24 protein-coding genes and 1 pseudogene are annotated in these 24750 nt (G+C 69.4%); 9 read left to right on the top strand and 16 right to left on the bottom strand.

Annotated elements, in window-relative coordinates; translation table 11 throughout:
* The first annotated feature begins 186 nt into the window (after nucleotides 1–186).
* The 4 genes and pseudogenes from PE061_RS11675 (at nucleotide 187) to PE061_RS11660 (ending at nucleotide 3711) form a co-directional block, all read left to right on the top strand.
* Entirely contained in the window at nucleotides 187–315 is a 129-nt protein-coding gene (locus PE061_RS11675; protein WP_271255457.1) for a hypothetical protein, read from the top strand.
* Between the two features lie 52 nt (nucleotides 316–367).
* Nucleotides 368–1726 (top strand): annotated as a pseudogene (locus tag PE061_RS11670) (IS3 family transposase).
* 33 nt (nucleotides 1727–1759) lie between these two features.
* Nucleotides 1760–2767, top strand: a complete 1008-nt coding sequence (locus PE061_RS11665) for a TonB-dependent receptor (RefSeq protein WP_271259183.1) — start codon at nucleotides 1760–1762, stop codon at nucleotides 2765–2767.
* A 14-nt stretch (nucleotides 2768–2781) separates the two neighbouring features.
* Entirely contained in the window at nucleotides 2782–3711 is a 930-nt protein-coding gene (locus PE061_RS11660; protein WP_271255456.1) for an alpha/beta hydrolase, read from the top strand.
* On the opposite strand, the gene PE061_RS11655 is transcribed toward PE061_RS11660, so the two are convergent.
* The 3 genes from PE061_RS11655 to PE061_RS11645 form a co-directional block, all read right to left on the bottom strand.
* Nucleotides 3695–4780: a response regulator transcription factor gene (locus PE061_RS11655; protein WP_271255455.1), complete on the bottom strand. Its 1086-nt coding sequence runs from the start codon at nucleotides 4778–4780 to the stop codon at nucleotides 3695–3697. The two genes, PE061_RS11660 and PE061_RS11655, sit on opposite strands and share 17 nt — an antisense overlap.
* A 134-nt stretch (nucleotides 4781–4914) precedes the next feature.
* Nucleotides 4915–5658 carry a helix-turn-helix transcriptional regulator gene (locus PE061_RS11650; RefSeq protein WP_271255454.1) on the bottom strand — a complete coding sequence of 248 codons (744 nt, stop codon included), beginning with the start codon at nucleotides 5656–5658 and terminating at the stop codon, nucleotides 4915–4917.
* A 104-nt stretch (nucleotides 5659–5762) separates the two neighbouring features.
* A complete protein-coding gene (locus PE061_RS11645; protein WP_271259182.1) occupies nucleotides 5763–6194 on the bottom strand; it encodes a nucleoside deaminase in 432 nt (143 codons plus the stop codon).
* 123 nt (nucleotides 6195–6317) lie between these two features.
* Between PE061_RS11645 and PE061_RS11640 the strand changes: the two genes are divergently transcribed.
* Nucleotides 6318–7913: an FAD-dependent oxidoreductase gene (locus PE061_RS11640; protein WP_271255453.1), complete on the top strand. Its 1596-nt coding sequence runs from the start codon at nucleotides 6318–6320 to the stop codon at nucleotides 7911–7913.
* A gap of 74 nt (nucleotides 7914–7987) precedes the next feature.
* Here PE061_RS11640 and PE061_RS11635 read toward each other — a convergent pair whose 3' ends face one another.
* Nucleotides 7988–8287, bottom strand: a complete 300-nt coding sequence (locus PE061_RS11635) for a hypothetical protein (protein WP_271255452.1) — start codon at nucleotides 8285–8287, stop codon at nucleotides 7988–7990.
* Nucleotides 8288–8458: 171 nt separating this feature from the next.
* Between PE061_RS11635 and hisC the strand changes: the two genes are divergently transcribed.
* Entirely contained in the window at nucleotides 8459–9559 is a 1101-nt protein-coding gene (gene hisC / locus PE061_RS11630; protein ID WP_271255451.1) for a histidinol-phosphate transaminase, read from the top strand.
* Entirely contained in the window at nucleotides 9559–10467 is a 909-nt protein-coding gene (locus PE061_RS11625; RefSeq protein WP_271255450.1) for a prephenate/arogenate dehydrogenase family protein, read from the top strand. The genes hisC and PE061_RS11625 overlap by 1 nt, the downstream gene beginning before the upstream one ends.
* Here PE061_RS11625 and PE061_RS11620 read toward each other — a convergent pair.
* From PE061_RS11620 to PE061_RS11595, 6 genes are read right to left on the bottom strand one after another with little or no spacing between them, the layout of a single operon-like run.
* A complete protein-coding gene (locus tag PE061_RS11620) occupies nucleotides 10412–11365 on the bottom strand; it encodes a DUF2125 domain-containing protein (RefSeq protein ID WP_271255449.1) in 954 nt (317 codons plus the stop codon). The genes PE061_RS11625 and PE061_RS11620 overlap by 56 nt on opposite strands.
* Nucleotides 11365–12048, bottom strand: coding sequence for a lysophospholipid acyltransferase family protein (locus tag PE061_RS11615; protein ID WP_271255448.1), 684 nt, complete (start codon nucleotides 12046–12048; stop codon nucleotides 11365–11367). The genes PE061_RS11620 and PE061_RS11615 overlap by 1 nt, the downstream gene beginning before the upstream one ends.
* Nucleotides 12048–12593: a YdcF family protein gene (locus PE061_RS11610; protein WP_271255447.1), complete on the bottom strand. Its 546-nt coding sequence runs from the start codon at nucleotides 12591–12593 to the stop codon at nucleotides 12048–12050. Before PE061_RS11610 ends, PE061_RS11615 begins: the two co-directional genes overlap by 1 nt.
* Nucleotides 12590–13483: a cell division protein FtsX gene (locus PE061_RS11605; RefSeq protein WP_271255446.1), complete on the bottom strand. Its 894-nt coding sequence runs from the start codon at nucleotides 13481–13483 to the stop codon at nucleotides 12590–12592. The genes PE061_RS11610 and PE061_RS11605 overlap by 4 nt, the downstream gene beginning before the upstream one ends.
* Nucleotides 13480–14199, bottom strand: a complete 720-nt coding sequence (ftsE, locus tag PE061_RS11600) for a cell division ATP-binding protein FtsE (protein WP_271255445.1) — start codon at nucleotides 14197–14199, stop codon at nucleotides 13480–13482. The genes PE061_RS11605 and ftsE overlap by 4 nt, the downstream gene beginning before the upstream one ends.
* A 29-nt stretch (nucleotides 14200–14228) precedes the next feature.
* Nucleotides 14229–15239, bottom strand: a complete 1011-nt coding sequence (locus tag PE061_RS11595; RefSeq protein ID WP_271259181.1) for a cysteine synthase A — start codon at nucleotides 15237–15239, stop codon at nucleotides 14229–14231.
* A 241-nt stretch (nucleotides 15240–15480) separates the two neighbouring features.
* Between PE061_RS11595 and PE061_RS11590 the strand changes: the two genes are divergently transcribed.
* On the top strand, nucleotides 15481–17061 hold the full coding sequence (locus PE061_RS11590; RefSeq protein ID WP_271255444.1) for a peptide ABC transporter substrate-binding protein: 1581 nt from the start codon (nucleotides 15481–15483) through the stop codon (nucleotides 17059–17061).
* A 6-nt stretch (nucleotides 17062–17067) separates the two neighbouring features.
* A complete protein-coding gene (locus PE061_RS11585; protein WP_271255443.1) occupies nucleotides 17068–18249 on the top strand; it encodes an acetyl-CoA C-acyltransferase in 1182 nt (393 codons plus the stop codon).
* 18 nt (nucleotides 18250–18267) lie between these two features.
* Here the strand turns inward: PE061_RS11585 and PE061_RS11580 are convergent, their stop codons facing one another.
* The 6 genes from PE061_RS11580 to glmM all read right to left on the bottom strand — a co-directional run bounded on the left by PE061_RS11580 (nucleotide 18268) and on the right by glmM (nucleotide 24739).
* Complete coding sequence (locus tag PE061_RS11580) at nucleotides 18268–19503, bottom strand: hypothetical protein (RefSeq protein WP_271255442.1); 1236 nt, start codon at nucleotides 19501–19503, stop codon at nucleotides 18268–18270.
* A gap of 76 nt (nucleotides 19504–19579) precedes the next feature.
* The gene (folP, locus tag PE061_RS11575; protein WP_271255441.1) at nucleotides 19580–20638 is read right to left on the bottom strand and encodes a dihydropteroate synthase; all 1059 of its coding nucleotides are present in this window, start codon (nucleotides 20636–20638) and stop codon (nucleotides 19580–19582) included.
* Between the two features lie 45 nt (nucleotides 20639–20683).
* Nucleotides 20684–21787, bottom strand: coding sequence for a site-specific DNA-methyltransferase (locus PE061_RS11570; protein WP_271255440.1), 1104 nt, complete (start codon nucleotides 21785–21787; stop codon nucleotides 20684–20686).
* A gap of 206 nt (nucleotides 21788–21993) precedes the next feature.
* Entirely contained in the window at nucleotides 21994–22605 is a 612-nt protein-coding gene (gene rnhB, locus PE061_RS11565; protein WP_271255439.1) for a ribonuclease HII, read from the bottom strand.
* Nucleotides 22602–23402: a bifunctional hydroxymethylpyrimidine kinase/phosphomethylpyrimidine kinase gene (gene thiD, locus PE061_RS11560; RefSeq protein WP_271255438.1), complete on the bottom strand. Its 801-nt coding sequence runs from the start codon at nucleotides 23400–23402 to the stop codon at nucleotides 22602–22604. The genes rnhB and thiD overlap by 4 nt, the downstream gene beginning before the upstream one ends.
* Entirely contained in the window at nucleotides 23399–24739 is a 1341-nt protein-coding gene (gene glmM, locus PE061_RS11555) for a phosphoglucosamine mutase (RefSeq protein ID WP_271255437.1), read from the bottom strand. The genes thiD and glmM overlap by 4 nt, the downstream gene beginning before the upstream one ends.
* Between the last annotated feature and the right edge of the window lie 11 nt (nucleotides 24740–24750).

Below are 24750 nucleotides of genomic sequence, written 5' to 3'. Positions count from 1 at the left end.
CGATAAGGTCACCGACGATCAGAAGGATTATCCACCCGTCAGTCCCGATGCTGACACGATGCTCGACAGCATCGGGCGTTTCCTTCGCGGCCTCGCTGATATGCTGAAAGTAATCGTCGAACGCCTTTACATCTTCGCGGACGCCCTAATGAATCGAGCTGCCACGTCCGAGAATGGTGGTGCGGCATGAGCGAGAAAATCGACAACCTGCAAATCGCGCTGCGTGCGTTCGCAACATCTGCCAATGCAGAAAGTGGCCTCAAGAAATCGAAGCGGAAAAAGTGTCCGCCGTCAGCACCAATGGCACAGATTTGAGGTTGTGAAGTAAGGAGGATTTGGGCTTCGTCGTAGTGACGAAGGAACGAAGATGAAGCCCAAATCCTCCTTGAAAAAATCGGCCAAGCCCCTGCGGAACGGGTGGTGAAGGATATCCGGCGCGCGACACGCCGGCACTTCTCAGCAGAGGACAAGATCCGGATCGTACTGGAAGGGCTGCGCGGCGAGGACAGCATCGCCGAGCTGTGCCGCAAGGAAGGCATAGCGCAGAGCCTGTACTATACCTGGTCGAAGGAGTTCATGGAAGCGGGCAAGCGGCGCTTGGCGGGCGACACCGCCCGTGCCGCGACCACCGGCGAGGTGCATGACCTGCGCCGCGAAGCCCGTGCGCTGAAGGAATGCGTCGCCGATCTGACGCTGGAGAACCGTCTGCTCAAAAAAGCATGATCGCGGATGGGGAAGGCGGCGAATGAGGTATCCCGCATCCGAGAAGCTGGAGATCCTCAGGATCGTCGAGCAATCGCACCTGCCGGCTAAACGCACGCTGGACCAGCTCGGTATCCCGCGCAGAACCTTCTACCGCTGGTACGACCGTTACCTCGAGGGCGGCCCGGAGGCACTGGAGGATCGGCCATCGGCTCCAAGCCGAGTGTGGAACCGCATCGGCGATGATATCCAGCAGCAAATCATCGACATGGCGTTGGATACAACCGATCTGTCACCCCGCGAGCTCGCGGTGCGCTTCACCGACGAGAAGCGCTACTTCGTGTCGGAAGCCACGGTCTACCGTCTGTTGAAGGCCCATGACCTGATCACCAGCCCGGCCTTCATCGTGATCAAGGCGGCCGATGCGTTCCACACGAAGACGACACGGCCGAACGAGATGTGGCAGACCGACTTCACCTACTTCAAGATCATCGGGTGGGGCTGGGTGTATCTGTCGACCGTGCTCGACGACTTCTCCCGTTACGTCATCGCTTGGAAGCTGTGCACCACCATGCGTGCCGAGGACGTCACCGACACGCTGGAGCTGGCGCTCGAAGCCTCGGGTTGTTCTTCGGCCAGGGTCGTGCAAAAACCGAAGCTGCTCAGCGATAATGGTCCCAGTTATATCGCTGAAGAGCTGGCCGAATGGATCGGCGCCAACGGCATGAGCCATGTCCGCGGTGCCCCGATGCATCCTCAGACCCAGGGCAAGATCGAACGCTGGCACCAGACCCTCAAGAACCGCATCCTGTTGGAAAATTACTTCCTGCCCGGCGATCTGGAGGCCCAGATCGAGGCCTTCATCGACCACTATAATCACCGCCGATACCATGAAAGCCTCGGCAACGTGACGCCAGCCGACGCCTACTTCGGCAGGGCACCTGCCATCATCAAACAGCGCGAAAGGATCAAACGACAGACCATCGAACATCGGCGCTTGCTGCACCGCAAGCTCGCCGCCTAATATCAGCCCCCAGACGAGGCCCGCGCTCCGCTAATTTACGCCGCGAGTTGCGCCAAATGTTCTGACGACGGACAGATCCGCATCAAGAGCTACGCCGCGTTCGGACAGGCGACCTACGCGCTTGCCGACGACCTGAACCTGACGGTCGGTGCGCGCTACACGCACGAGAGCAAGGACTACACGCTGCGGCACATCCGCGTCGCGTCGGGCGTGCCGATCATCCCGCTGACGACCGTGGGCAAGAGCTGGGATTCGTTCACGCCGATGGCGTCGATCGACTATCGTTTCTCGCCGCAGTTCATGGCGTATGCGTCGGTGTCGCGCGGCTTCAAGAGCGGCGGCTTCAACGGCCGCCCGACCGTGGACAACACGCCGCCGGTGCCCTTCAACCCCGAGGAGGTCACGGCCTACGAGCTCGGCTTCAAGTCCGACCTGCTCGGCCGGATGCTGCGCTTCAACGTCGCCGCCTACTGGAACGACTACACCGACATCCAGCTTTCGCGCGTGAAGGCCAACGAGGCCGGCGTGCTCGTGCTCGACCTCGGCAACGCGGGCGACGCCGAGGTGAAGGGCTTCGAGCTGGAGTTGCAGGCGCAGCCGACCCCCGCCCTCCAGCTTTCGGCCGGGCTCGGCTACACGGATTTCAAGTACACCAGCCTCGCGCCCGGGGTGAGCGACATCACGCTCGACACGCATCAGCCCTTCGTCCCGAAATGGACCGGCAACGCGAGCATCGTCTACACGGTGCCGGTGGGCACGAACAGCAATCTCTCCTTCCGCGGCGACCTGACGTACAAGAGCCGCACCTATCTCGATCCCACCAACGTGGCGACGCTCGTGCAGGACGGCTTCGCGCTGATCAACACGCGGATCACCTATGCGAACGACGACCTCGGCCTCGAGATCGCGGGCTTCGTCACCAACCTGACGAACAAGGCCTATCTCGGCGGCGGCGTCTCCGCGGAAACCAGCTTCGGCCACACCGAAGGCTATTACGGGCGCCCGCGCGAGTGGGGGCTTTCGGTGAAGAAGCGCTTCTAGGGAGGGGGCGCACGATGACCGGACTCGATCCCGATGTGGCGGCGCTTCTGGACACCATGCGGGCTTCGGGCGCGCCGCCGCTCTGGACCCTGCCCGTCGCCGAGGCGCGCCGGCAGCTTTCCGCCGCGACCGCCCAGATGGCACCGGAAGCGCCGGAGGTCGGCAGCCGGGACCTGAGGATCCCGGGAGACGGGACGGATGTCGCCGTTCGCGTGTACCGCGGCGCGGACGCGAAGGGCCCGATGCTGCTGCTGATCCACGGCGGCGGCTGGGCGCTCGGCGGGGTCGAAACGCACGACGCGATCGCACGGGCGGTCTCGGCGGGCGCGGATGCGACGGTGGTGTCGGTCGAATACCGGCTCGCGCCCGAGCATCCCTTCCCGGCCGGCTTCAACGACTGCGTCGCCGCGCTGTCGTGGTGCGATGCGCAGCGCCGCCCGGGCCAGCCGCTCGTCGTCATGGGCGACAGCGCCGGGGCCAATCTGACCGCGGCGCTGACGCTGCACGCGCGGGACAACGGGGGCCCGCGCATCGACGCACAGGTCCTCGTCTACCCCTGCGTCGATCTCACGGACACGCCGCCCTACGCCTCCCGCGCGGCCTATGGCGGCGGCGACTATTTCCTCGGCCAGCAGGACATCGGCTGGCTGCGCGGCATGTACCTGACGGACGCCGCCGAAACGGAAAATACGTTCGCCTCGCCGATGCTCGCGGAGAGCCTCGCGGGGCTGCCGCAAGCGCTCGTCGTGACGGCGGGCTACGATCCGCTGTGCGACGAAGGCCTCGCCTATCACCGCAGGCTGCAAGAGGCGGGCGTCGCCTCGATCAGCCACCACTACGCGGGCACCATCCACGGCTTCCTGTCCTTCGCCGGCGCGCTCTCGTCCGGGCGCGACGCGCTGGCGCGGATCATCGCCTGGCTGCCGACTATTCGAAGTCGTTGAGCCGGCTCAGCAGCTGGGTGCGGCGGTTGACGCCGGCCTTGGCATAGATCGAGCGCAGGTGGTTCTCCACCGTGCGGACGCTGATGAACAGCCGCCCGGCGATCTCCGTGTTGGAAAGCCCGGCGGCGAGCGCCCGCGTGATGTCCACCTCGCGCGGGCTGAGCTGGTATTCGCGGCAGCGGGTCTCGAAGACCGCCTCGTCGTTGCGCCGGTTGGTGTGCACGACGAAGACGAGGCGCCCCTCGTGATCGGAGCGCGCCCGCACCGACGCGACGATGCCGCTCGATCTCGAAATATCGACCGAAACGGCGTCGGCCGTGTCGCTGGTCCGCAGCGCCCTCTGGCAGGCGCGGGACAGCGCCTCCAGCCGCACGCGCCCGCCGACGTCCTGAAGCGCGAGGTGCGCGAGCCCGGTCCGGTTGCCGTAGAGCACCCTCATGTGATCGTCGAGGAACACCAGCCCGTGCGCGGGATACGCCGCGCCATACTCGGCGATGGCGCGCTCGCTCATGGCGAAGTCGTCCTGCAGGCACAGCGTCCGCGCCGAGCAGCCGAGCGCTGACGCCAGCCGCTTCAGGCGGTGTTTCTCGGTATCGCTGAACGGGCGGTCGGACCGCGGGCGATGGAAGCCGAAGATCAGCATGTCGCCGTCGCGGCTCTGCGGCCGCTGCGTCATCACCATCACGTGGTGGATGCAGTTCGGCCGGAAGAAATCGTTGTAGAACGGGCTGTTGGTGAGCTCCGAATAGTCGGAGACCTCCGAGGTGCAGAAGACATAGGGCATGGTGCCGAAGTTTCGGCTGGCCGCGTTGATCGCGGGGTCCCCGCGGAAATGATGCGTGAGATAACCCTGATGCGCGCGTTCGGGCACGTTGTGGGCGGCGGTCCGCCCAAAGCGGATTTCGCCCGTGGGATTGACCCAGAACTGTATGAAGCAGCTTGTCGCGGCGCCGAGATAATCCGCGGCGGGCGCAAGGACATCGCGTTCGAGCGCGGAGAAATCCGCGCATGACAGGACGCTTTCCTGAATGGAAAGGAGCGTTTCGGTCTCACCGGCCAGACGCGCCATCAGTAACCCTCCCCCTCGATGTCCGTCACCTGTTTGCCGGCGACTGGACGCAGTTCTCCCTTCATGAGCCCGGCGCCACCATGACACAACCGGCGCTTGACCGCCAGACTTCCCGGGCTTGGGCAGCGCGCCGGTCAGCTCAGGATGTCCGCGAAGCTGAGCTGGCCGTTCCAGAGCACGCGCGCGAGCAGCTGCTGCCGGGTCGCGACGCCGTAGCGGCGCTTGGCGATCTCGATATGCTCGTTGCAGGTCTTGGGGCTGATCCCGAGCAGCCGCGCCATCATCGCGTCGCTCTTGCCGCGCGCGTACAGCACGATGCAATCGAGCTGGCGCGGCGTCAGCGCCGCAGCCGGCGGCAGCGCGATCGGCGCGTGCGCGCTGATGCGGCGGGCGGCCTCGAACGCGAACCAGCCGACCGACTGCGCGGCCGCCGCGCCGTAGTGATCGTTCCGGCATTCGCGGCGCGTCGCGAACGAGCAGAGCCCGACCGTCGTGCCGCCCTTGGGCATCGGCACGGTGAACCCGTCGAGCAATCCTTCGTCCCGCGCAAGGCGCATCACGCCCCTCTGCCGCTCGCTGAGCACGACCATCTCGGGAATGTGTTTCCAAGGGAAGCCCGCCACCGCAATCTCGCACGCCGCGAAGACCGGGTCGTCGACCCAGTAGGCGCGGTCGCGCACCATCTCCACCCACGGGGCGGGATAGGTGGTGAGTTGCACGGTCTCGGCGGGCACGCCGTTCTGCCGCGGCGAATGCAGCAGTGCGAAACAGTCGAAACCGAGCTCCTCGGTGATGGCCTGCGTAAGATCGGTCAGGGCGGGCAGGTCGTCGGCTTTCTTGGCCTTGTTCACGAACGCCTGCACTTTTTTGAACAACATCACTCGTCCCCTTGCGGCGACGACCCCTTGCACTTCCCATGACCCTTAATTCGGATAAAACGCTATCCGGCATCGGCACTTAGACTCAAATGTTGAGGCGAGTGTTAACGCCGCGCCGCAAAGAACTCGCGCAGCAGCGCCGCCGCCGGAGACGCGGAAATATCCGGATACACCTCCGGCCGGTGATGGCAGGAGGGGCTTGCGAAGATGCGCGGGCCATGCTCGACGCCGCCGCTCTTGGGATCGGACGCACCGTAATAGAGCCGCCGGATGCGCGCCGCGCTGATCGCCGCCGCGCACATCGGGCACGGCTCCAGCGTGACGTAGAGATCGCACGCGGCGAGCCGTTCGCTGCCGAGGCGCGCGGCGGCCGCGCGGATCGCCAGCATCTCGGCGTGCGCGGTGGGGTCCGAAAGCGCGCGCGTCCGGTTGCCCTCGGCCGCGAGCACGGTCCCGTCGGCATCGACGATCACCGCGCCCACCGGCACCTCGCCGCGCGCCGCCGCCGCCCGCGCCGCGCCGAGCGCCACGGTCATCGGGCCGCTGTGCCCGGGATTCGGTTCGTGCTTGATGCCCATGCCGATGCTGCATAGACCATTGCAGTGCAGCGGTCATCGGGCCGCTCGGCTCCCTTTCGGGGGGGAGCGTCAGGGGGAAACATGCTCTCGTCCTTCGGCGACGTGGCAGGCGGCAGTGCGATTCCGGCGGATGTCTGCGTGGTCGGCGCGGGCGCCGCGGGGCAGACGGTGGCGAAGGCGCTCGCCGACAAGGGCCGCGATGTCCTGCTGCTCGAATCGGGGGGCCTCGATTTCGACGAGGCCGTGCAGCAGCTCAACCGCGCCGCGAACACCGGCCTGCCCTATTACGACCTCTACCGCGCGCGGCTACGCTTCTTCGGCGGCACCACCGCGATCTGGGGCGGCCGCACCTGCCGGCTCGACCCCATCGACTTCGAGACGCGTCCGTGGGTCGAACATTCCGGCTGGCCGTTCGGGCCGGAAGCGCTCGCGCCGTTCTACGACATGGCGGAAGCGCGGCTCGGGCTCATCAGCGAATACCGCACGGCGCACGTGCTCGACCGGATGCGCGGCATCCCCAAGCTCGACCGCAGCGAGATCGACGCCTCCTACTGGCAGTTCGACCATCACATCGACCGCTTCACGGCGGCGTACCGCGACGACGTGCTGAAGCATCCGCGCATCACCGTGATGACCGGAGCCACCGTCACCGAGATCGTCCTGCACGGCGACGGCAAGACCGTCGACCGGCTCGACATCGCCGACCTTTCCGGCAAGCGCGGGCAGGTGAAGGCGAGGCAGTACGTGATCGCCTGCGGCGGCATCGAGAACGCGCGCCTGCTGCTCGCCTCGCGCTCGGTGCGCCCGGCGGGCGTCGGCAACGACACCGACTGGGTGGGCCGCAGCTTCATGGAGCACGTCCACTGCCGGGGCGGCGAGATCGTCGCGGAGAAGCCAATCGCCGCGCTCGCCTTCGGCAAGTCGTTCCGCTTCCACGGCAGCCGCTTCGCCGCCGCGCTGCGGCCGGGCGAGGCCGTGCAGCGCGGCGAAGGCGTGCTCAACGCCAGCTTCACGATCAACGTGCGGAAACCGCCGGGACGGCCGATGGGCGCGTTCATGCAGGGCTTCAACTTCATGCGCCATTCGATGGCGGTGCCGAACAAGTTCTGGCGCAAGAGCTGGTACGCGCTGAAGCACACCGGCACGCGCTTCCAGGAATGGATCGACCCGTATCGCCCGTGGCTGCTGACCAAGACCAGCGATAGGCGCATCTATGCCGTCGTGCGCAGCGAGCAGGCGCCGAACCGCGACAGCCGCGTGATGCTGAACAGGACCGAGACCGACGCGCTCGGTATGCCGCGCGCGGAGTTGCACTGGGCGCTGAAGGAGATCGACAAGCGCAGCGTCAAGGCGACGATGCAGGCGCTTGACCGCGAGTTCCGGCGGCTCGGCATCGGGCGCGTGGAGCCGATGGCGTGGCTCGACGATCCGGCGAACCCGTGGGCCTTCGACCCGCTGATCTCGAAGAACCCGATCGGCGGCTATCACCACATGGGCACGACGCGCATGGCGCCGCCCGCCGAGGGCGTTTGCGACGGCGACGCGCGCGTCCACGGCATCGACAATCTCTACATGGCGGGAAGCTCGCTGTTCCCGACGGGCGGGTGGGCGAACCCGACGCTCACCATCCTCGCGCTGTCGTTCAAGCTCGCGGATCACCTTTCCGCGCAGCGCTGAATCGGGGGGGCTGAAAGATTGAGCGCCCCGGCGGAGGGGGATTCCGGCCGGGGCGCTCGACGGCAGCAGCCGGCTTACTGCCTGGCGCTACCGTCGTCTCCGGCCGGCTTGATATCCACCGTCGGAACGTCGATCTCGACATTGTCCGTCTTCACGTCGACCTCGGGGACCGGCACCGATGCCTTTTCCGTACCGATGTCTATCTCGCCGGTTTCGACCTGAAGTTCGGGTATCTCGCCGCCCGTGACGCTGACTTCCGGCGTCTTCAGGGTGCCGCTCGCATCCACGTTGAACAGACCGAGCGCGTAACCCACGACGGCCAGCAGGACGATCACGGCGACAACGACCACAATGGTGCGACTGCCTTTATCCACGGCATGTCTCCCTGTTGTTCCCAATGCGCCGCCAACGCGCGGGTCGCGCGTTTGGTTTCATGTGTTGTTTCAGGCCTGATATGATTTTCGCAGCAGCTTCTCTTGCAACCGCGCGCCGCTTCGTCCAATGCGCGTGCCGTCTGGACCCATGAGCAGGAAGCCCGAGAAACGATGACTGAGGCCCCCACCGCGAAGCCCTGGATCAGCGCCATCGAAGCTTATGTACCGGGCCGCGCCAAGGCCGCGCCGGGCGTCACCCTCGTGAAGCTCTCCTCGAACGAGAACCCGCTGGGCGCGAGCCCGAAGGCGATCGAGGCGATGCGCGCCGCGGTCGGCAAGGCGAACCGCTACCCGGACGGCAGCAGCCACGACCTGCGCGCGGCGATCGCCGCGCGGCACGGCATCGAGGCGGAGCGCATCGTCTGCGGCACCGGCTCCGACGAGATATTGCAGTGCATCGCGCTCGCCTACGCGGGGCCGGGCGACGAGGTGCTGTACGTGCGCCACGGCTTCATGGTCTACCCGATCGCCGCCGAGCGCGCGGGCGCGACGCCCGTGGCGGCGCCCGACACCGACTACACCGCCGATGTCGACGCGCTGCTCGCCGCCGTCACCGAGCGGACGAAGATCGTCTACCTCGCCAACCCCAACAACCCCACCGGCACGCTGATCGCGCAGAGCGAGGTGGAGCGGCTGCACGCCGGGCTGCCGCCGCACGTGCTGCTGGTGATCGACTCGGCCTACGCCGAATATGTCGAGGAACCCGGCTACGACGACGGCATCGCGCTCGCCCGCGTGCACCCCAACGTCGTGATGACGCGGACCTTCTCGAAGATCTACGGCCTCGCGGCGGAGCGGGTCGGCTGGGCCTACGGCGCGCCGGACGTCATCGACATGGTGAACCGCATCCGCGGGCCGTTCAACGTGACGAGCGCCGGGCTTGCAGGCGCGGTGGAGGCCCTCGCCGATCAGGACTGGGTGGCGAGGTGCCGCGCCGACAACGCCCGCAACCGCGCGGCGCTGGTCGAGGCCGTCGAGGCGCTCGGCAACAAGGGGCTGCGCGCGGTGCCTTCGGCGGCGAACTTCGTGCTGGTGACGTTCCCCGAGGCCGGCCCGCACACGGCGGAAGCGGCGAACGCGTACCTCACCGAGCGCGGCTTCCTGACGCGCTGGCTGCCGAACCAGGGCCTCGGCCACGCGCTTCGCATCTCCATCGGTACGGACGAAGAGACGCAGGCCGTGATCGCGGCGCTGCGCGCCTTCCTCGCCTGATGCTGCCCTTCTCCCGCGTCGCCGTCATCGGGCTCGGGCTGATCGGCTCGTCGCTCGCGCGCGCGGTGCGGCTGCACATGCCGACGGTGCGCCTCGTCGGCTATGACGGCAGCGCCGCGGTCCGCGAGCGCGCCCACGACCTCGACCTCGTCGACGATGTCGCCGACACGCCCGGCACCGCCGTGATCGACGCCGATCTCGTCGTGCTGTGCGTGCCCGTGGGGCAGATGGGCGCGGTGATCGAGGAGATGCGCGAGGACCTCGCCGACGACGCGGTCGTCAGCGACGTCGGATCGGTGAAGGGAAGCGTCGCGGCGCTTGCCGGGCTGGTGCCGGCGCGCGCGCACTTCATCCCGGCGCACCCCGTGGCGGGCACCGAGAAATCCGGGCCGGACGCAGGCTTCGCCGAGCTGTTCCACGGCCGCTGGTGCATCCTGACGCCGCCCCCCGGCACCGATGCGACGGCAACGGAACGGCTCGCCGAATTCTGGCGGCGCCTCGGCAGCAAGGTGGAGACGATGGACCCGCAGCACCACGACCTGGTGCTGGCGGTGACGAGCCACCTGCCCCACCTCATCGCCTATTCGATCGTCGGCACCGCCTCCGACCTCGAGGGCGTGACGCGCTCCGAGGTGATCAAGTACTCGGCGGGCGGCTTCCGCGACTTCACGCGCATCGCGGCGTCCGATCCGCAGATGTGGCGCGACGTGTTCCTCGCCAACAAGGACGCCGTGCTCGAAGTCCTCCAGCGCTTCACCGAGGACCTGACCGCGCTTCAGCGCGCGATCCGCTGGGGCGACGGCGACACGCTGTTCACCCTGTTCACGCGCACGCGCGACATCCGCCGCACGATCATCGACGCAGGACAGGACACGGCGGCTCCTGACTTCGGACGGGACCACCGCTAGCGCCCTCGGGATCGCCGACCGCGAAGCCCGCCGCGCTGTCGCCGGTGAGCGTCATCGTGCGGGGGCGGCGGGCGCGGTATTCCGTCGCCGGGACCGCGCCTTCGAGAAGCGCCTTCACCGTGAACGGACATTCGCTCCTGATCGTGCCGGAAACGGCGACGCGGCCGTCCGGCAGCGGCGCGAGCGTGGCGTCGAGGTCCGCGAGCGGCTTGCCCTGTGCGAGCAGCTGCGCGCCCTTCACCTCGATGGTGCCGCCATCGCGCCAGCCGTCGAGCGAGCCGATACGCGCGCGCGCCGTCACGAACAGCGGAATGTCGATGCCGAGGCGCGCGCCGGCCCGGTCCAGCGTCCCCGCGATGCGCGCCTCGGCCTGAACCGGCAGCGTCGGGGAGCGGCCCTGCGGTTCGCCGCCGGGCGTCTCGCGCAGGTGCAGCTCGAAGTCCGTCGCATCGAAGGGGCCGCCCGCGAGCGGCAGCCAGACCTTCGCGGTTTCGAAGTGCATCGACAGGCGTTCGAGCGTGTCGCCCGGCCGGCGCATACTCGCCAGCATCGCGGGAGCCTCGACATCGAGGCGCATACCCGTGAGCCGCGTGAGCGCGATCTGGAGGCGGGGCGCCTCGGCCTGAATCACCACGTGCCCGGTGCGCCACGGCTGGCGGTTGACGACCATGCCCGCCGCGTGCGCGGCGACGGAAAGCTCGCGCGTCTGGCGGCGTACCGCGACGTTCGCAGCGCGCGCCTCGATCCGGTACGGAAAACCGGCTGTCTCCACGGGCACTCCGATCCGTGCGGCCACGATCTCGCCGAAGGCTTTCGCCTCGCCCTGCCAGTAGAGCCAGTAGGCGACGAGGCCGAGCAGCAGCGGCAGCACCGGCACCCAGAACGGCAGGCGGCTCATCACGGCTCCTCGTTGATGGCGGCGTGGAGCCGCGCCTCGAACGTCTTGCGGTCGAGCCCAGCCGGAATCACCTCGCCGAAGCGCATCGTGATCGTGCCGGGCCGCTTCCAGAAACTGCGGCGCGGCCAAAGCGTTCCGGAATCGAGCGCGACCGGCACCACGGGCAGCTTCATCAGCCTGTAGAGCCCGGATACGCCCGGCTTCAGCGGCGGCGCCTCGCCCACGGGCGTGCGCGTGCCCTCCGGGAAAATCACGATCTCGCGGCCCTCCGCCACGGCCTGCTCGGCGACGCGCAGCATCGTGCGCATCGCCGCCGAGGACGCATCCCGGTCGACGGGGATCGAGCCGTGACGGCGCGCGATCCAGCCCCACACGGGAATCCGCATCAGTTCCGCCTTCATCACCACGGCAGGCCAGCGGAACAGGCGCGGCACGGCCATCGTCTCATAGGCCGCCTGATGCTTCATCGCGACGATCACCGGGCCCTTGGGCACCGCGCCGACGACCTCGAGGCGCACGCCCGCGATGCGCGAGGACGCCCACAGGAAGAATGCCGACCAGCGCCGCGCGCCGTCGTGCGCGGCGCGGCGCGAGACCAGCGCCTCGAACGCCGCGGCGACCACGAGAAGCGCGCCGACGACATAGAAGACGAAGGCGAAGGCAAGCGAACGCAACACGACCATCAGGCCTCACCCATCAGCAGCAGCAGGCGCCGGAACAGGAACTTGCTGTATTCGAGCGCGAGCACCCGCGCCGACATGCGCGCGGGGACGGCGTCGGGCACGAGCGTCACGCCCGCGCCGACCCGCGCGCGCGCCTCCGCCGTGGCGCGCGCGACATGGAACTGCGAGGTGACGAGGCGCACGGACGTGTATTCGTACTGCCGCACCCACGCGGCGATCTCCTCGCCGTTGCCGCGCGTGTCCGCCGCCTGCTTGCCGAGATCAATGCAGCATTCGAACACGTCCGCCGGGACGTTCAGCTCGATCGCAAGCTCGATCGGCCGGACGCTGGCGTCGACGCCCGAGATCAGCAGCCGGTCCGCCTTGCCCGCGCGCAGCAGGTCGACGCCGCGCGCGATGCGGCCGGGGCCGCCCGTGAGCACGACGATGCCCTCGGTGCGGATATCGTCGGGCGCGGGTTCGGGCAGGCTCATCACGAACCACACGAAACCCGCGATCCATGCGAGCGCGAGCAGCATGGCGGAGCGCACCAGGACCGAGGTCATAGCTGCTGCTTCAGCCTGCGCCCCACGGTGACGCGCACCGTGAGGATCGTGAGCAGCGCCACGAGCAGCGGCACGGCGGCAAGCGCCGTCCAGCCGAGCGGCGACAGGCTGATCTCCCCGGCGAGGCCGCCGCCGAACTGGCCGAGAAGGTTGCCGATGAAGACGATGACCGCGACCCCGGCGAGCGCGCCGACCATGCCGCCCGCCAGCCCCTGGATGGCGTAGCGGTATTCGAACAGCGCCGCCACGGTGCGGTCCTCCGCGCCCATGATGTGCAGCGTCTCGATCGTCGGCCCGTGCGTGCTGAGCGCGGCGCGCACGGACAGCGCCACGATCGCCGCGGTCGTGGCGACGACCAGCACGCCGATCGCGACCGCGAGCCATTTCAGCACCGCGACGACGCCTGCGAGCGGACGGAACCACTGGGCATGGGTGTCGATGCGCGCGGTGGGGGCAAGCGCGCGGACGGCCTCGGCGATCACCGCTGTGTCACCCGCGCCGCTGTTCCAGCGCGCGTCGATCATCGCGGGCAGCGGCAGGTCCTCGCCGATGTTGCCGGAGCCGAGCCACGGCTCGACGAGCGCGCGAAGCTCGGCGTCGCCGAGCACGACGACGTCGGCGAGATCGGCGCGGGCGCGCAGCATCGCGGCGACCGCCGCCGTCTGCTCGCGCTTGAGGTCGGGGTTGGGTTCGACGATCTGCACGGTGAAGCTGCGCGAAAGCCCCCCGGTGAGCGCCGCGGTCGCATTCGACAGCGCGATGCCGCCCGCGAGCGCCAGCATGGCGAGGAAGGTCATCATGCCGATGATCCACGGCAGCGTGCCGCCGGCCCAGCGCCCTTCGGGCAGGAAACGGTAGCGCTGGGCGCGCGGCTGGAGCCAGGCGATCACGCGCGCAGCTCCGCGGGCTCCACGGGCGGCGGATTGCGCAGCACGCCCATCGGATCGAGCATCTCGCCGCGGTCGAGGCGCAGCGTGATCGCGGACGGGACGCGCGACATCAGGTGCAGCGCGTGCGTCGCCACCACGACCGTCGTGCCGAGCCGGTTGAGTTCGTGGAACAGGTGCAAGAGCCGCCCGGCCATCTCGGGGTCGACGTTGCCGGTGGGCTCGTCGGCGAGCAGGATGTCGGGCCGCGCGATCACGGCGCGGGCGATGGCGACGCGCTGCTGCTCGCCGCCCGAGAGGACGGCGGGGCGCGCATCGCGGCGCTCGGCGAGGCCGACCCACGCCATTAGCTCGTCGACGTGCGCCTTCACCTCCGCCTCGTGCACGCCCGCGATGCGGAGCGGCAGCGCGATGTTGTCGAAGGCGGTCAGGTGCTCGATCAGGCGGAAGTCCTGGAGCACGACGCCGATGCGGCGGCGCAGCGCCGGGAGCGCGGTGCGCGGCAGGCTGGTGATGTCGCGCCCGAACATGTCGATGCGGCCGCGCGACGGGCGCTGCGTGAGATAGAGCAGCCTCAGCAGCGAGGTCTTGCCCGCCCCCGACGAGCCGACGAGGAACATGAACGCGCCGGTTTCGAGCCGGAAGCCGATGTCGCGCAGCACCTCCGCGCCCGTGCCGTAGCGCAGGCCGACGTTGTCGAAGCGGACGATCGTGCTCATCGGGTGCTCATGGGGCGCTCATCGGGACGTCACGGCTTGGCGAGCCAGTCCGGCACCGGCAGGCCTTTTTCCGCCAGCCACTCCGGATTGTAGAGGCTGGAGAGGTAGCGCAGGCCCGAATCGCAGAGGATGGTGACGATGGTGTGGCCCGGCCCCATCTCCTCGGCGAGCCGCTCGGCGCCGACGATGTTGATGCCCGATGAAAGCCCGAGGCTGATGCCTTCCTCGATGAGCAGGCCGTGGATGGCGCGGAGGCCCTCCTCGTCGGTGACGCGAAACTGCGTGTCGATCGGCGCGCCGTCGATGTTGGCGGTGACGCGGCCCTGCCCGATGCCCTCGGCGAGCGACGCGCCCTCCGGCTCCAGCACGCCGCGCGCGAACCACGAGTACATGGCCGCGCCGTAGGGATCGGTGAGCGCGATGCGGACGTCCGGGTTCCTCGCCTTGAGGCCCATCGCCGTCCCCGCGAGCGTGCCGCCGGTGCCCACCGAGCAGGTGAAGCCGTCCACCGTGCCGCCGGTGTCCGCCCAGATCTCGGGTGCAGTCGTTTCGATATGCGCCTGCCGGTTCGCGAGATTGTCGAACTGCCCGGCCCAGATCGCGCCCGGCGTTTCCTCCGCGATGCGGCGGGAGCGGTGCTGGAAATGCTCGGGGTCGGCGTATTTCGTGGGTGGCACCAGCACCAGCTCGGCGCCGAGCGCGCGCAGCGTCGCCATCTTCTCGACCGACTGGTTCGAGGGCATGACGATGATGGTGCGATAGCCCTTCGCGTTCGCCACCACGGCAAGGCCGATGCCGGTGTTCCCGGCCGTGCCCTCGACGACGATGCCGCCCGGTTTCAGGCGGCCTTCGCGCTCCGCGGCCTCGATCATGTAGAGCGCCGCGCGGTCCTTCACCGATCCGCCGGGATTGAGGAACTCGCACTTGCCGAGAATGGTGCAGCCGGTGCGTTCGGACGGGCCGCGCAGGCGGACGAGCGGCGTACCGCCGATAAGCTTCAGGATATCGTGCGCGGGGGCGCGGGAGGCGTGACTTGGCATGGTGAATGCAAGGCTTACCGACGCGCGCCGTGCCATGCAATCGCGCCGTCGCGCTGGCGCGTGAAAGATCGGCGGCGCATTTCTGCGCCGCCGGCAAGGTCGGTTTGGGGGAACCGCAGCGCGAAAGGGCAAGCCGCCGCGCTTCGAGACGCAAAGGCTAGCGTGCATCCGGGTCAGATTCGTGACGAAAGCGGAAAACTCGTGGCTGAAATTGCCACACTGCTGGTCTAGACCGGCCCCGATGACCCGCCCAGCGACGACCCGCCTTGCCAGGATAGCCGGCTGCTTCGCAGCCGCGCTGATCGCGCTCGGCGGCTGCGAGCGCGCGGCGGACGACGGCGGCGACAGCCTGCTCCGCATGGCCTTCGTCGCCGACGACGGCGCCAGCCTCGCGCCCGACGACAGCCTCGAAAGCGCCGCGGCGCGCGCCATGCACATCGGGCTTACCACGCTGGAGCCGAGCGGGCGGGTGGTGCCGTCGCTCGCGCTCAGCTGGCGCGTCAGCGACGACGGCCTCACCTACGTGTTCAAGCTGCGTGAGGCCTATTGGGCGGACGGGCGGCGGCTCACCGCCGGGGACGTCGTGGCGGTGATGCGGCGCATCGTCAGCCCCGGCTCCGGCAATCCGCTGCGCGACGAGCTGATGATGATCGACAACGCCGCGCTCATCGCCGCGAACCGGCGGCCCGCGCGGATGCTGGGCGTCACCGATCCGCGCCCCGACACGGTCGTCATCACGCTCGCCAAGCCCGAACCGGCGCTGCTCCAGCTGCTCGCCGACCCGGCGGCGGCGATCGTCCGCACGGGCAAGACCCCGCCCGCTTCGGGCGCGTTCACGATGGCCGACACGCCGGAGGAAGCGGGCGGCGCGCTGCACCTCGTGAAGAACAGCGCCTATTACGCAGCGGACACGGTCTCGCTCGCGGGCGCGGTGCTGTCCCGCGCCGATGCGGACGGCGCGATCCGGCGTTTCAACGCGGGCGAACTCGACGTCGTGAGCGGCGGCCGCCTCGCCGGCCTTCGCGCCGCGCGGACGGGCGCCGATTCGCGGGCGCTGCTGCTGGAGCCGACGTGGGGCCTCTATTTCTATCTGGCGCGCACCAGCGCCGGTCCGCTCGCCGACGTGCGCGTGCGCCGCGCGCTCGCCATGTCGTTCGACCGCACCGCGATCCTCTCCCGCCTGTTCGGCGTCGCCGGGCTGCAACCCGCCTACTCGGCGCTGCCGCCGACGCTGCCCGACGCCTACGCCGGAAGCGCGGGCGACTGGGCCGGGTGGTCGCCCGACGCGCGCGAGAGCGAGGCCGTGCGCCTGCTCGCGGAGGCCGGGTACACGGTGAGCCAGCCGCTGACGCTCTCGGTCGCGATCCCCCACGGCCGCGAGCACGCGGACCTGCTCGGCGCGATCAGCAATTCGTGGGGCGCCATCGGCGTGCGCGTGAAGGCCTATGCGCGCGGGCCGCTGTCGCACCGGCGCGCCATCGAGAAGGGCGATTTCGACCTCGCCGTCGTCGAGCGCATCGCGCGCGCCCCCGTCGCCGACACGTTCCTGCAGCCGTTCACCTGCGCGGTGCGGCTCGGCGGCTATTGCAACCCCGCCGTCGACCAGCTACTCGCCGACGCGGCCACCGAGGACGATCCCGGCACGCGCATCCAGCTCCAGCGGCGCGCGAACCGGCTCATCTCCGAGGATGCGCCGCTGATAGCCGTCCTGTCGCCGATCCGCTGGTCGCTGGTGTCGCCGCGCGTGACGGGCTGGGAAAACAACGTCGCCGGCGCGCACCCGCTGTCGGGCCTCGCGATGACCGGAACGAAAGAGGAGTAGCATCTCGTGGACCCAATCGTGATCGTCGGCGCCAAGCGCACCCCCATGGGCGGCTTTCAGGGCGATTTTTCGGCGCTTACCGCCAGCCAGCTCGGCAGCGCCGCGATCCGCGCCGCGCTCGACGAGGCGGGCGTTCCGGCCGCCGACGTCGAGCAGGTCATCATGGGCAACGTGCTCGGCGCGGGACAGGGGCAGGCCCCGGCGCGTCAGGCGCTGCTCGGCGCGGGGCTCCCCGACAGCGTCGGCGCGACCACACTCAACAAGATGTGCGGATCGGGCATGAAGGCCACGATGGACGCGCACGACAACATCCTCGCGGGCAGCGCGGAGATCATGGTCGCGGGCGGCATGGAATCGATGACGAACGCCCCCTACCTGCTGCTGAAGGCGCGCGGCGGCTACCGCATGGGCCACGGCGAGGTGAAGGACCACATGTTCCTCGACGGCCTCGAGGACGCCTACGACAAGGGCCGCGCGATGGGCACGTTCGCCGAGGAGACGGCGCGCCACTACCAGTTCACGCGCGAGGCGCAGGACGCCTACGCCGTGCGCTCGACGACGCGCGCGCAGGCCGCCATCGCGAACGGCAAGTTCGCGGGCGAGATCGTGCCGGTGACGATCAGCGCCCGCGGCGGCGACGTGACGGTGAACATCGACGAGCAGCCCGGCAAGGCGAAGCTCGACAAGATCCCGACGCTGAAGCCCGCGTTCGCGAAGGACGGCACGGTGACGGCGGCGAACAGCTCCTCGATCTCCGACGGCGCGGCGGCGCTGGTGCTGATGCGCGAATCGACGGCGAAGGCGCGCGGCCTGACGCCGATCGCCCGCATCCTCGGCCACGCGACGCACGCGCAGGCCCCGGCGTGGTTCACCACCGCGCCGGTGTTCGCGATCGAGAAGCTGCTGAAGAAGGTCGGCTGGTCGGCGAGCGACGTCGACCGCTACGAGATCAACGAGGCCTTCGCCGTGGTAGCGATGGCGGCGATCCGCGACCTCGGCCTCGACGAGGACAAGGTGAACGTCCACGGCGGCGCCTGCGCGCTCGGCCACCCGATCGGCGCCAGCGGCGCGCGCGTCATCGTCACGCTGCTCGGCGCGCTGCGCGACGCGGGGCTGACGAAGGGCGTCGCCAGCCTCTGCATCGGCGGCGGCGAGGCGACAGCCGTGGCGGTCGAGCGGCTGAACTGAGCGGAAACGCCGGGCCTTTCAGCGGGCCATGACGGGCAGCGTGTCGAGCGCGCGGTCGACGCGTGCCACCGCTGCCGCATATTCGGCGCTGGAAATGTTGCGGTAGCGGCGCTCGAACACCTCGGCGCTGATGCCTTCGGTGAGGCCGAGCGTGGACAGGGGAAGCAGGTCGGGCGCCCCCGCCGCGAAGCGGGAGGCGAGCTGTCCGGCGCGCGCGGGGTCGGCCGCCGCCTCGCCGAGCCGGAGACCGGCCCGGTCGGCGGCGAGGTCGACGAACGAGAAGCCGCTGCCTCCGGCAAGGCTGTCGTCGAGTTCCTTCCACGTGCCGAGCGCACGGCCGATCGAGGGATCGGCAGCCGCCGCCAGCGCGGCGGACAGCGCGAAGTGCTTGGCAAGGTCGGCCCGCCCCGCGAGCGAGACGTCGAGGACCACCGGAAACTCCGGGTGATGCGCGGCCTCGGCGCCGCGGGCGAGGCGCGCCGCGCGCGGCCCGACCGTAAGCATCGCTGCCGCCACCATCGCGGCGCGGGCGTGGGCGCGCGCAGCCTCTCCGTTTCGGGGCGCGCCTTCGAAGAGCGACGCATAGACGTCCGGCAGGTCCAGCGGGCGGTCGCCGAGCGAGGCCAGCGTCCGGGCATAGAGCCTGTTCACGCGCCCGCCGTCGATGGCGTCGTCGGACGGCGCGAGCTTGCTCACCCCTTTCAGCAGGCCCCGCGGCAGATCGAGCACGGCGTGCGCCGCGCCGTCCCGCGATTCGAAGCCGAGGATCGCTTCGCGCGTGGTCGGAAAGCGCGTCCCGGCGCGCATCTCCGCGGCCTTGTGCGCGAGCCCGAGCAGCGGCTCGACGACGAAGCTCGGAAGCGGAAGGACGCCGAGATTGCCGGAAATCTCGGGATAGCCGCCCGCCTCGCTCTCGGCGATGCGAAGCCCGCCGCTCAGCCACGTCCCGCCGGAAAGCCGGACGTTCGCCTTCACGGCGAGCGCATCGTCGGCAAGGCGCGGCGCGATGCGCAGGCGGGGAACGCCGTTCATCAGCACGCGGGCGGCACTTTCCATCTCGGCGCGCGAGGCGGTGATCTCGGAAGGCCCCTCGGCCGTCGCCGTGCCCGCCAGCGAAAGCGCGAGATTGCGCGCCGCGCGCACGTCGGATGCGCTCGGCACGCCGGGCGCGGCGATCCGCTCGCCGGTGAGCGCTGCGGCCCCGGCAAACAGGATGACGGCCAGCAATCCAAGGACGAATCGAATGATCGCCACTCCCGCGAAAAGCGGCTGCGTTCTACCCGCACGACCCACGGACTCACAAGCGGCGGTTGCCGCCTTCCACGATGGGCTACGGCGCGGGCGGGCTGAGCGCCGCGTCGCGCAGGCCGCGCCACACGCGGATCGCCTGCACCGATTCGAAGGTGTCGTGGACGCGTACCACCTGCACGCCCTGCGCGATCGCCGCCATCACCAGCGCGAGCGAGCCGCCGAGGCGGCGATCGACCGGCGCCTCGTTCGACAGCGCGCCGACGATGCGCTTGCGGCTGGCGCCGAGCAGCACGGGGACGCCGAGGCCGTGGAACAGCGACAGGCCGTTCAGGATCTCGAGGTTGTGGCGCACCGTCTTGCCGAAGCCGATGCCGGGATCGACGATGATCCTGTCGCGCGCGATGCCCGCCGCAACGGCCGCGTCGATGCGCGTTTCAAGCCAGTCGTAGACGTCGAGCAGCGCGTCCTCGTACTGCGGATCGCGCTGCATCGTCTCGGGCGGGCCCTGCGTGTGCATGATGACGACCGGGCAGCCCGCCTTCGCAACGGTTTCGAGCGCGCGCTCGTCGTGCGTGAGGCCGGAGACGTCGTTGACCATCCCCGCGCCGCGCGCCAGCGCATCCGCCATCACCGCGCTCTTGCGCGTGTCGATGGAAACGGCGATGCCCGCCTTCGCCAGCCGCTCGATGACGGGCGCAACGCGCGCGATCTCGTCCTGCTCCCACACCTCGGCGGCGCCGGGGCGCGTGGATTCGCCGCCGACATCAATGATCGCCGCGCCCTCCGCCGCCATCGCGACGGCCGCGGCGGCGGCCTCGTCGTCGGAGGCATGGCGTCTGCCGTCGGAGAAGCTGTCGGGCGTGCGGTTGAGGATCGCCATCACCGAAGGCTCGGAGAAGCGCACCGTCCGCTCGCCGAGCCGGATCGGCGCGCGCGGCGCCGTCAGCCGCGCCCAGAGCGGGTGCGCGGTATCGACCTCGGAGACGGGCACCAGCCGCTGCGACACGCGCCTGCCGCCGCCGCGCTCGATGATCTCGACCGCCGAGAACCATGTCAGCCCACCTGCGAGGCGCTGCGTCTGCCCGTCGTAGCCGAAGGGCGCGTCGACGAAGCCGGTGGGGCGGTAGTAGGTTTTCATCAGCGTGTCTCGTCAGCGTGACAGATCGGGCGTGCGTCCCCTGTGTCAGGCCGCGGCCGAGCGCCTGTAAGCCTCGCGCACCGCGTCGATGGGTTCGAGCTTGCCGCCCGTCTCCATGTGCCAGAAGGTCCAGCCGTTGCACGAAGGCGCGCCCTGCGCCGCCGCGCCCATCTGGTGGATGGAGCCGGCGTCGCCCCGGAAGGCGAGGCTGCCGTCGGCGCGGACGCGCGCCCTGTAGCGGCGCGCCGTGTCGACGAGTTCCTGACCCGGCAGGATGAGCCCGGCCTCGACGAGCGTGCCGAAGGCGACGCGCGGCGCCTGCCGCTTGCCGCGGGTGATCTGCATGGCGTCGGGCGCCAGCGGCTTCGTCGCCGCGATGCGCTTCTCGGCGACCTCGACATAGGCCTGCTCGCGGTCGATGCCGATGAAGCTGCGGCCCAGCATCTTCGCCATCGCGCCGGTGGTGCCGGAGCCGAGGAACGGGTCGAGCACCGTGTCGCCGGGGTTCGAGGCGGCCATCAGCACGCGGTAGAGCAGCGCTTCGGGCTTCTGCGTCGGGTGCGCCTTGACGCCGCCGACCTTGACGCGCTCGCCGCCCGTGCAGATCGGGATCGTCCAGTCCGAGCGCATCTGCACGTCGTCGTTCAGCATCTTCATGGCGTGGTAGTTGAAGGTGTAGCGCGCCTTTTCAGACTTCGAGCACCAGATCATCGTCTCGTGCGCGTTGGTGAAGCGCGTGCCCTTGAAGTTCGGCATCGGGTTCGTCTTGCGCCAGACGATGTCGTTCAGAATCCAGTAGCCGAGGTCCTGAAGCACGGTGCCGACGCGGAAGATATTGTGGTAGCTGCCGATCACCCAGATCGTGCCGTCGTCCTTCAGGATGCGGCGCGCGGCGGAGAGCCAGCGGCAGGTGAAATTGTCGTAGGCGCCGAACGTGTCGAACTTGTCCCAGTCGTTGTCGACCGCATCGACGCGGCTGCCCTCGGGGCGGAACAGGTCGCCGTTCAACTGGAGGTTGTAGGGCGGGTCGGCGAAAACGAGGTCCACCGACTTCGCCGGCATCGCCTCCATCTCCGCGATGCAATCGCCGAGAATGATGCGCGAGGAGACGCGCGACGCCTCGTCGATGCTGTCCGGTGCAGTTCCCATAACGACCCCTGTTCGCCCTCTTGATCCAAAAGCGCGCGGACCTTGGCCCGGCACGGACTCCTGCGTCAAGAGTCCGTGGATTCAAAGGGTTGCAGAGTTAACTTAAGATTCTATTAAACATGAAGTCTTGACCGCAACCCCTTGCGATCCCTTGGAGCGCCGCACGCCAGACCTAGTGGGTGTGGCGGAAACGACTCAATCGCCGTTCAGTCGCCGAATTCGAACGCGTGCTGGACCGGGCCGAAGCTGCGGCGGTGATGGACGGTGATGCCGATGCGCGTGACCGCCTCCAGATGGGCGCGCGTCGGGTAGCCCTTGTTCTCGTGCCAGCCGTAGCCGGGGAACGCCTCGTGGAGCCGGATCATGTGCCGGTCGCGCGTCACCTTGGCGATGATCGAGGCGGCCGCGATCGACACGGAGAGACCGTCCCCGCCGACGATCGCGTCGCAGCGCCAGCGCCAACGCGGCGTGCGGTTGCCATCCACAAGCACATGGTCGGGCGCGACCGGCAGCGCGGCGACGGCGCGCGTCATGGCGAGGAAGGTCGCCTGAAGGATGTTGATGCGGTCGATCTCTTCGGGGCTCGCCTCGCCAACCCCGACGCGCGCGCAGCCCATGATGGTGTCGAACAGCGCCTCGCGGCGCTGCGCGGTGAGCTTCTTGCTGTCGTCGAGACCGTCCGGGATGCAGGCGGGATCGAGGATCACCGCGGCCGCGACGACCGGCCCGGCGAGCGGCCCCCTGCCCGCCTCGTCGACACCGGCGACGAGGCCGCTGCAACGCGCCTCGTGACTGTAGTCCGGCCCTGCGCGTTTCACCGCGCCAGCGGCCAGCCGTGGCCGAGCGGCCCGTGCCCGGCGCCGAAGCCCGGCGCGGCGAGGATCGCCTGCCGCACGTAGTCGCGCGCGCGCCACGCCGCCTGTTCGAGCGGCATCTTCTGGGCAAGGCCGACCGCGAGCGCCGAGGCGAGCGTGCAGCCCGTGCCGTGCGTGTGCTTGGTGGCGATGCGCGAATCGATCCATTCCTTGGCGCGCCCCGGCGTCACCAGCCAGTCGCTGATCTCGTCGCCCTTGAGGTGCGCGCCCTTCACCAGCACCGCCTTCGCGCCGAGCCCGAGGATCGCCTCCCCGGCGTCGCGGGCATCCTCCGGCGAGCGGATCTTCTTGCCCGAAAGCGCCTCCGCCTCGACGATGTTGGGCGTCACCACGTCCGCCATCGGCACGAGCAGCGAGGTCAGCGCCTCGACCGCATCCGGACGCAGCAGGTGCGCGCCGCCCTTGGCGACCATCACCGGATCGAGGACGATCGGCACGGAAACGTCGGTGAGCGCGCCCGCCACGGCCTCGACCACGGCCTGGCTGCCGAGCATTCCGATCTTGATCGCATCCGCGCCGATGTCGGCCAGCACGGCCTCGATCTGCGCGGCGATCACGCTGACCGGGACGGGATGCACGTCGTGGACGCCGTTCGTGTCCTGTACGGTGACGGCGGTGATCGCGGTCGCGGCATAGCCGCCGAGCATCGTGACCGTCTTGATGTCGGCCTGAATGCCGGCGCCGCCGCCGGAATCGGACCCCGCGATGATGAGGACGCGCGCCGGTCTGGGCTTGGTCATGCCGCCTTCGCCACCGCTTCGCAGATTTCGTCGACGAGGCTTTCGACGAGGCCCATGTCCTCGCCCTCCGCCATCACGCGGATCAGCGGCTCCGTCCCCGACTTGCGGATGACGAGCCGGCCCGTGCCGTTGAGGCGCGCCTCGGCGGCGGCGATGACGCCCTTGACGCTGTCGGCGTCGAGCGGCTGGCCGCCGTTGAACCGGACGTTCTTGAGGAGCTGCGGCAGTGGATCGAACAGCTTCAGCACCTCCGAGGCGGGCCTGCCGTCCTCGACGAGCACGGCGAGGACCTGAAGCGCCGCGACGAGGCCGTCGCCGGTCGTCGAATAGTCGGAGAGGATGATATGCCCGGACTGCTCGCCGCCGACGTTGTAGCCCTTGGCGCGCATCGCCTCGAGCACGTAGCGGTCGCCGACCTTGGCGCGTTCGAGGCCGAGGCCGAGGCCGCCGAGGTAGCGTTCGAGGCCGAGGTTCGACATCACCGTGGCGACGAGCCCGCCGCCCTTGAGGCGGCCCGCCGCGTGCCAGCTCCGGGTGACGAGCGCCATCAACTGGTCGCCGTCGACGATCTGGCCGCGCTCGTCGACGATGATCAGCCGGTCGGCGTCGCCGTCGAGCGCGATGCCGATATGTGCGCCCGATTCCACGACCTTGTTCTGGAGCGCCGCGGGCTTCGTGGAGCCGACGTCGTCGTTGATGTTGAAGCCGTTCGGGTTGACGCCGATCGCCTCGACGTCCGCGCCAAGCTCCCAGAGCGCGCTCGGCGCGACGTTGTACGCCGCGCCGTTCGCGCAATCGACGACGAGCTTCAGCCCGTCGAGGCGCAGGTGATCGGGGAAGGTCGACTTCGCGAAGTGGATGTAGCGGCCGCGCGCGTCCTCGATCTTCTTGGCGCGGCCGATCTGCGCCGGGTCGGCGAGCTTCGGCGCGGCCTCGAGCAGCGCCTCGATCTCGAGCTCGTCCTCGTCGGAGAGCTTGTAGCCGTCCGGCCCGAACAGCTTGATGCCGTTGTCCTGATAGGCGTTGTGGCTCGCCGAGATCATGACGCCGAGATCGGCGCGCATCGAGCGCGTCAGCATCGCGACCGCCGGGGTCGGCACCGGCCCCACCATCACCACGTCCATGCCGACGCTGGTGAAGCCGGCGATCAGCGCCGATTCCATCATGTAGCCGGAAAGCCGCGTGTCCTTGCCGATGACGACGCGGTGCTTGTGATCGCCGCGCAGGAACTTGGCGCCCGCCGCCTGCCCGACGCGCATGGCGATCTCGGGCGTCATCGGCGCGGTGTTGGTGAGCCCCCTGATTCCATCGGTGCCGAAATAGCGGCGGCCGCCCATAATCGTCCTCT

The sequence above is a fragment of the Sphingosinicella microcystinivorans genome, assembly GCF_027941835.1.
Lineage (GTDB): Bacteria > Pseudomonadota > Alphaproteobacteria > Sphingomonadales > Sphingomonadaceae > Sphingosinicella.
Note: the sequence above shows the minus strand (reverse complement) of the source record. Positions and strands in the feature narration are given on the sequence as shown.

Bases quoted from the DNA above. Each gene is read 5' to 3' on its own strand.
- PE061_RS11655 (WP_271255455.1), bottom strand. From the start codon at position 4,780: ATGGCGCGTCTGGCCGGTGAGACCGAAACGCTCCTTTCCATTCAGGAA.
- folP (WP_271255441.1), bottom strand. From the start codon at position 20,638: ATGAAAACCTACTACCGCCCCACCGGCTTCGTCGACGCGCCCTTCGGC.
- ftsE (WP_271255445.1), bottom strand. From the start codon at position 14,199: ATGAGCACGATCGTCCGCTTCGACAACGTCGGCCTGCGCTACGGCACG.
- PE061_RS11640 (WP_271255453.1), top strand. From the start codon at position 6,318: ATGCTCTCGTCCTTCGGCGACGTGGCAGGCGGCAGTGCGATTCCGGCG.
- PE061_RS11660 (WP_271255456.1), top strand. From the start codon at position 2,782: ATGACCGGACTCGATCCCGATGTGGCGGCGCTTCTGGACACCATGCGG.
- PE061_RS11590 (WP_271255444.1), top strand. From the start codon at position 15,481: ATGACCCGCCCAGCGACGACCCGCCTTGCCAGGATAGCCGGCTGCTTC.
- PE061_RS11595 (WP_271259181.1), bottom strand. From the start codon at position 15,239: ATGCCAAGTCACGCCTCCCGCGCCCCCGCGCACGATATCCTGAAGCTT.
- thiD (WP_271255438.1), bottom strand. From the start codon at position 23,402: ATGACCAAGCCCAGACCGGCGCGCGTCCTCATCATCGCGGGGTCCGAT.
- PE061_RS11615 (WP_271255448.1), bottom strand. From the start codon at position 12,048: ATGGTCGTGTTGCGTTCGCTTGCCTTCGCCTTCGTCTTCTATGTCGTC.
- PE061_RS11570 (WP_271255440.1), bottom strand. From the start codon at position 21,787: ATGGGAACTGCACCGGACAGCATCGACGAGGCGTCGCGCGTCTCCTCG.
- glmM (WP_271255437.1), bottom strand. From the start codon at position 24,739: ATGGGCGGCCGCCGCTATTTCGGCACCGATGGAATCAGGGGGCTCACC.
- PE061_RS11620 (WP_271255449.1), bottom strand. From the start codon at position 11,365: ATGAGCCGCCTGCCGTTCTGGGTGCCGGTGCTGCCGCTGCTGCTCGGC.
- PE061_RS11675 (WP_271255457.1), top strand. From the start codon at position 187: ATGAGCGAGAAAATCGACAACCTGCAAATCGCGCTGCGTGCGTTCGCA.
- hisC (WP_271255451.1), top strand. From the start codon at position 8,459: ATGACTGAGGCCCCCACCGCGAAGCCCTGGATCAGCGCCATCGAAGCT.
- PE061_RS11650 (WP_271255454.1), bottom strand. From the start codon at position 5,658: ATGTTGTTCAAAAAAGTGCAGGCGTTCGTGAACAAGGCCAAGAAAGCC.
- PE061_RS11610 (WP_271255447.1), bottom strand. From the start codon at position 12,593: ATGACCTCGGTCCTGGTGCGCTCCGCCATGCTGCTCGCGCTCGCATGG.
- PE061_RS11645 (WP_271259182.1), bottom strand. From the start codon at position 6,194: ATGACCGTGGCGCTCGGCGCGGCGCGGGCGGCGGCGGCGCGCGGCGAG.
- PE061_RS11625 (WP_271255450.1), top strand. From the start codon at position 9,559: ATGCTGCCCTTCTCCCGCGTCGCCGTCATCGGGCTCGGGCTGATCGGC.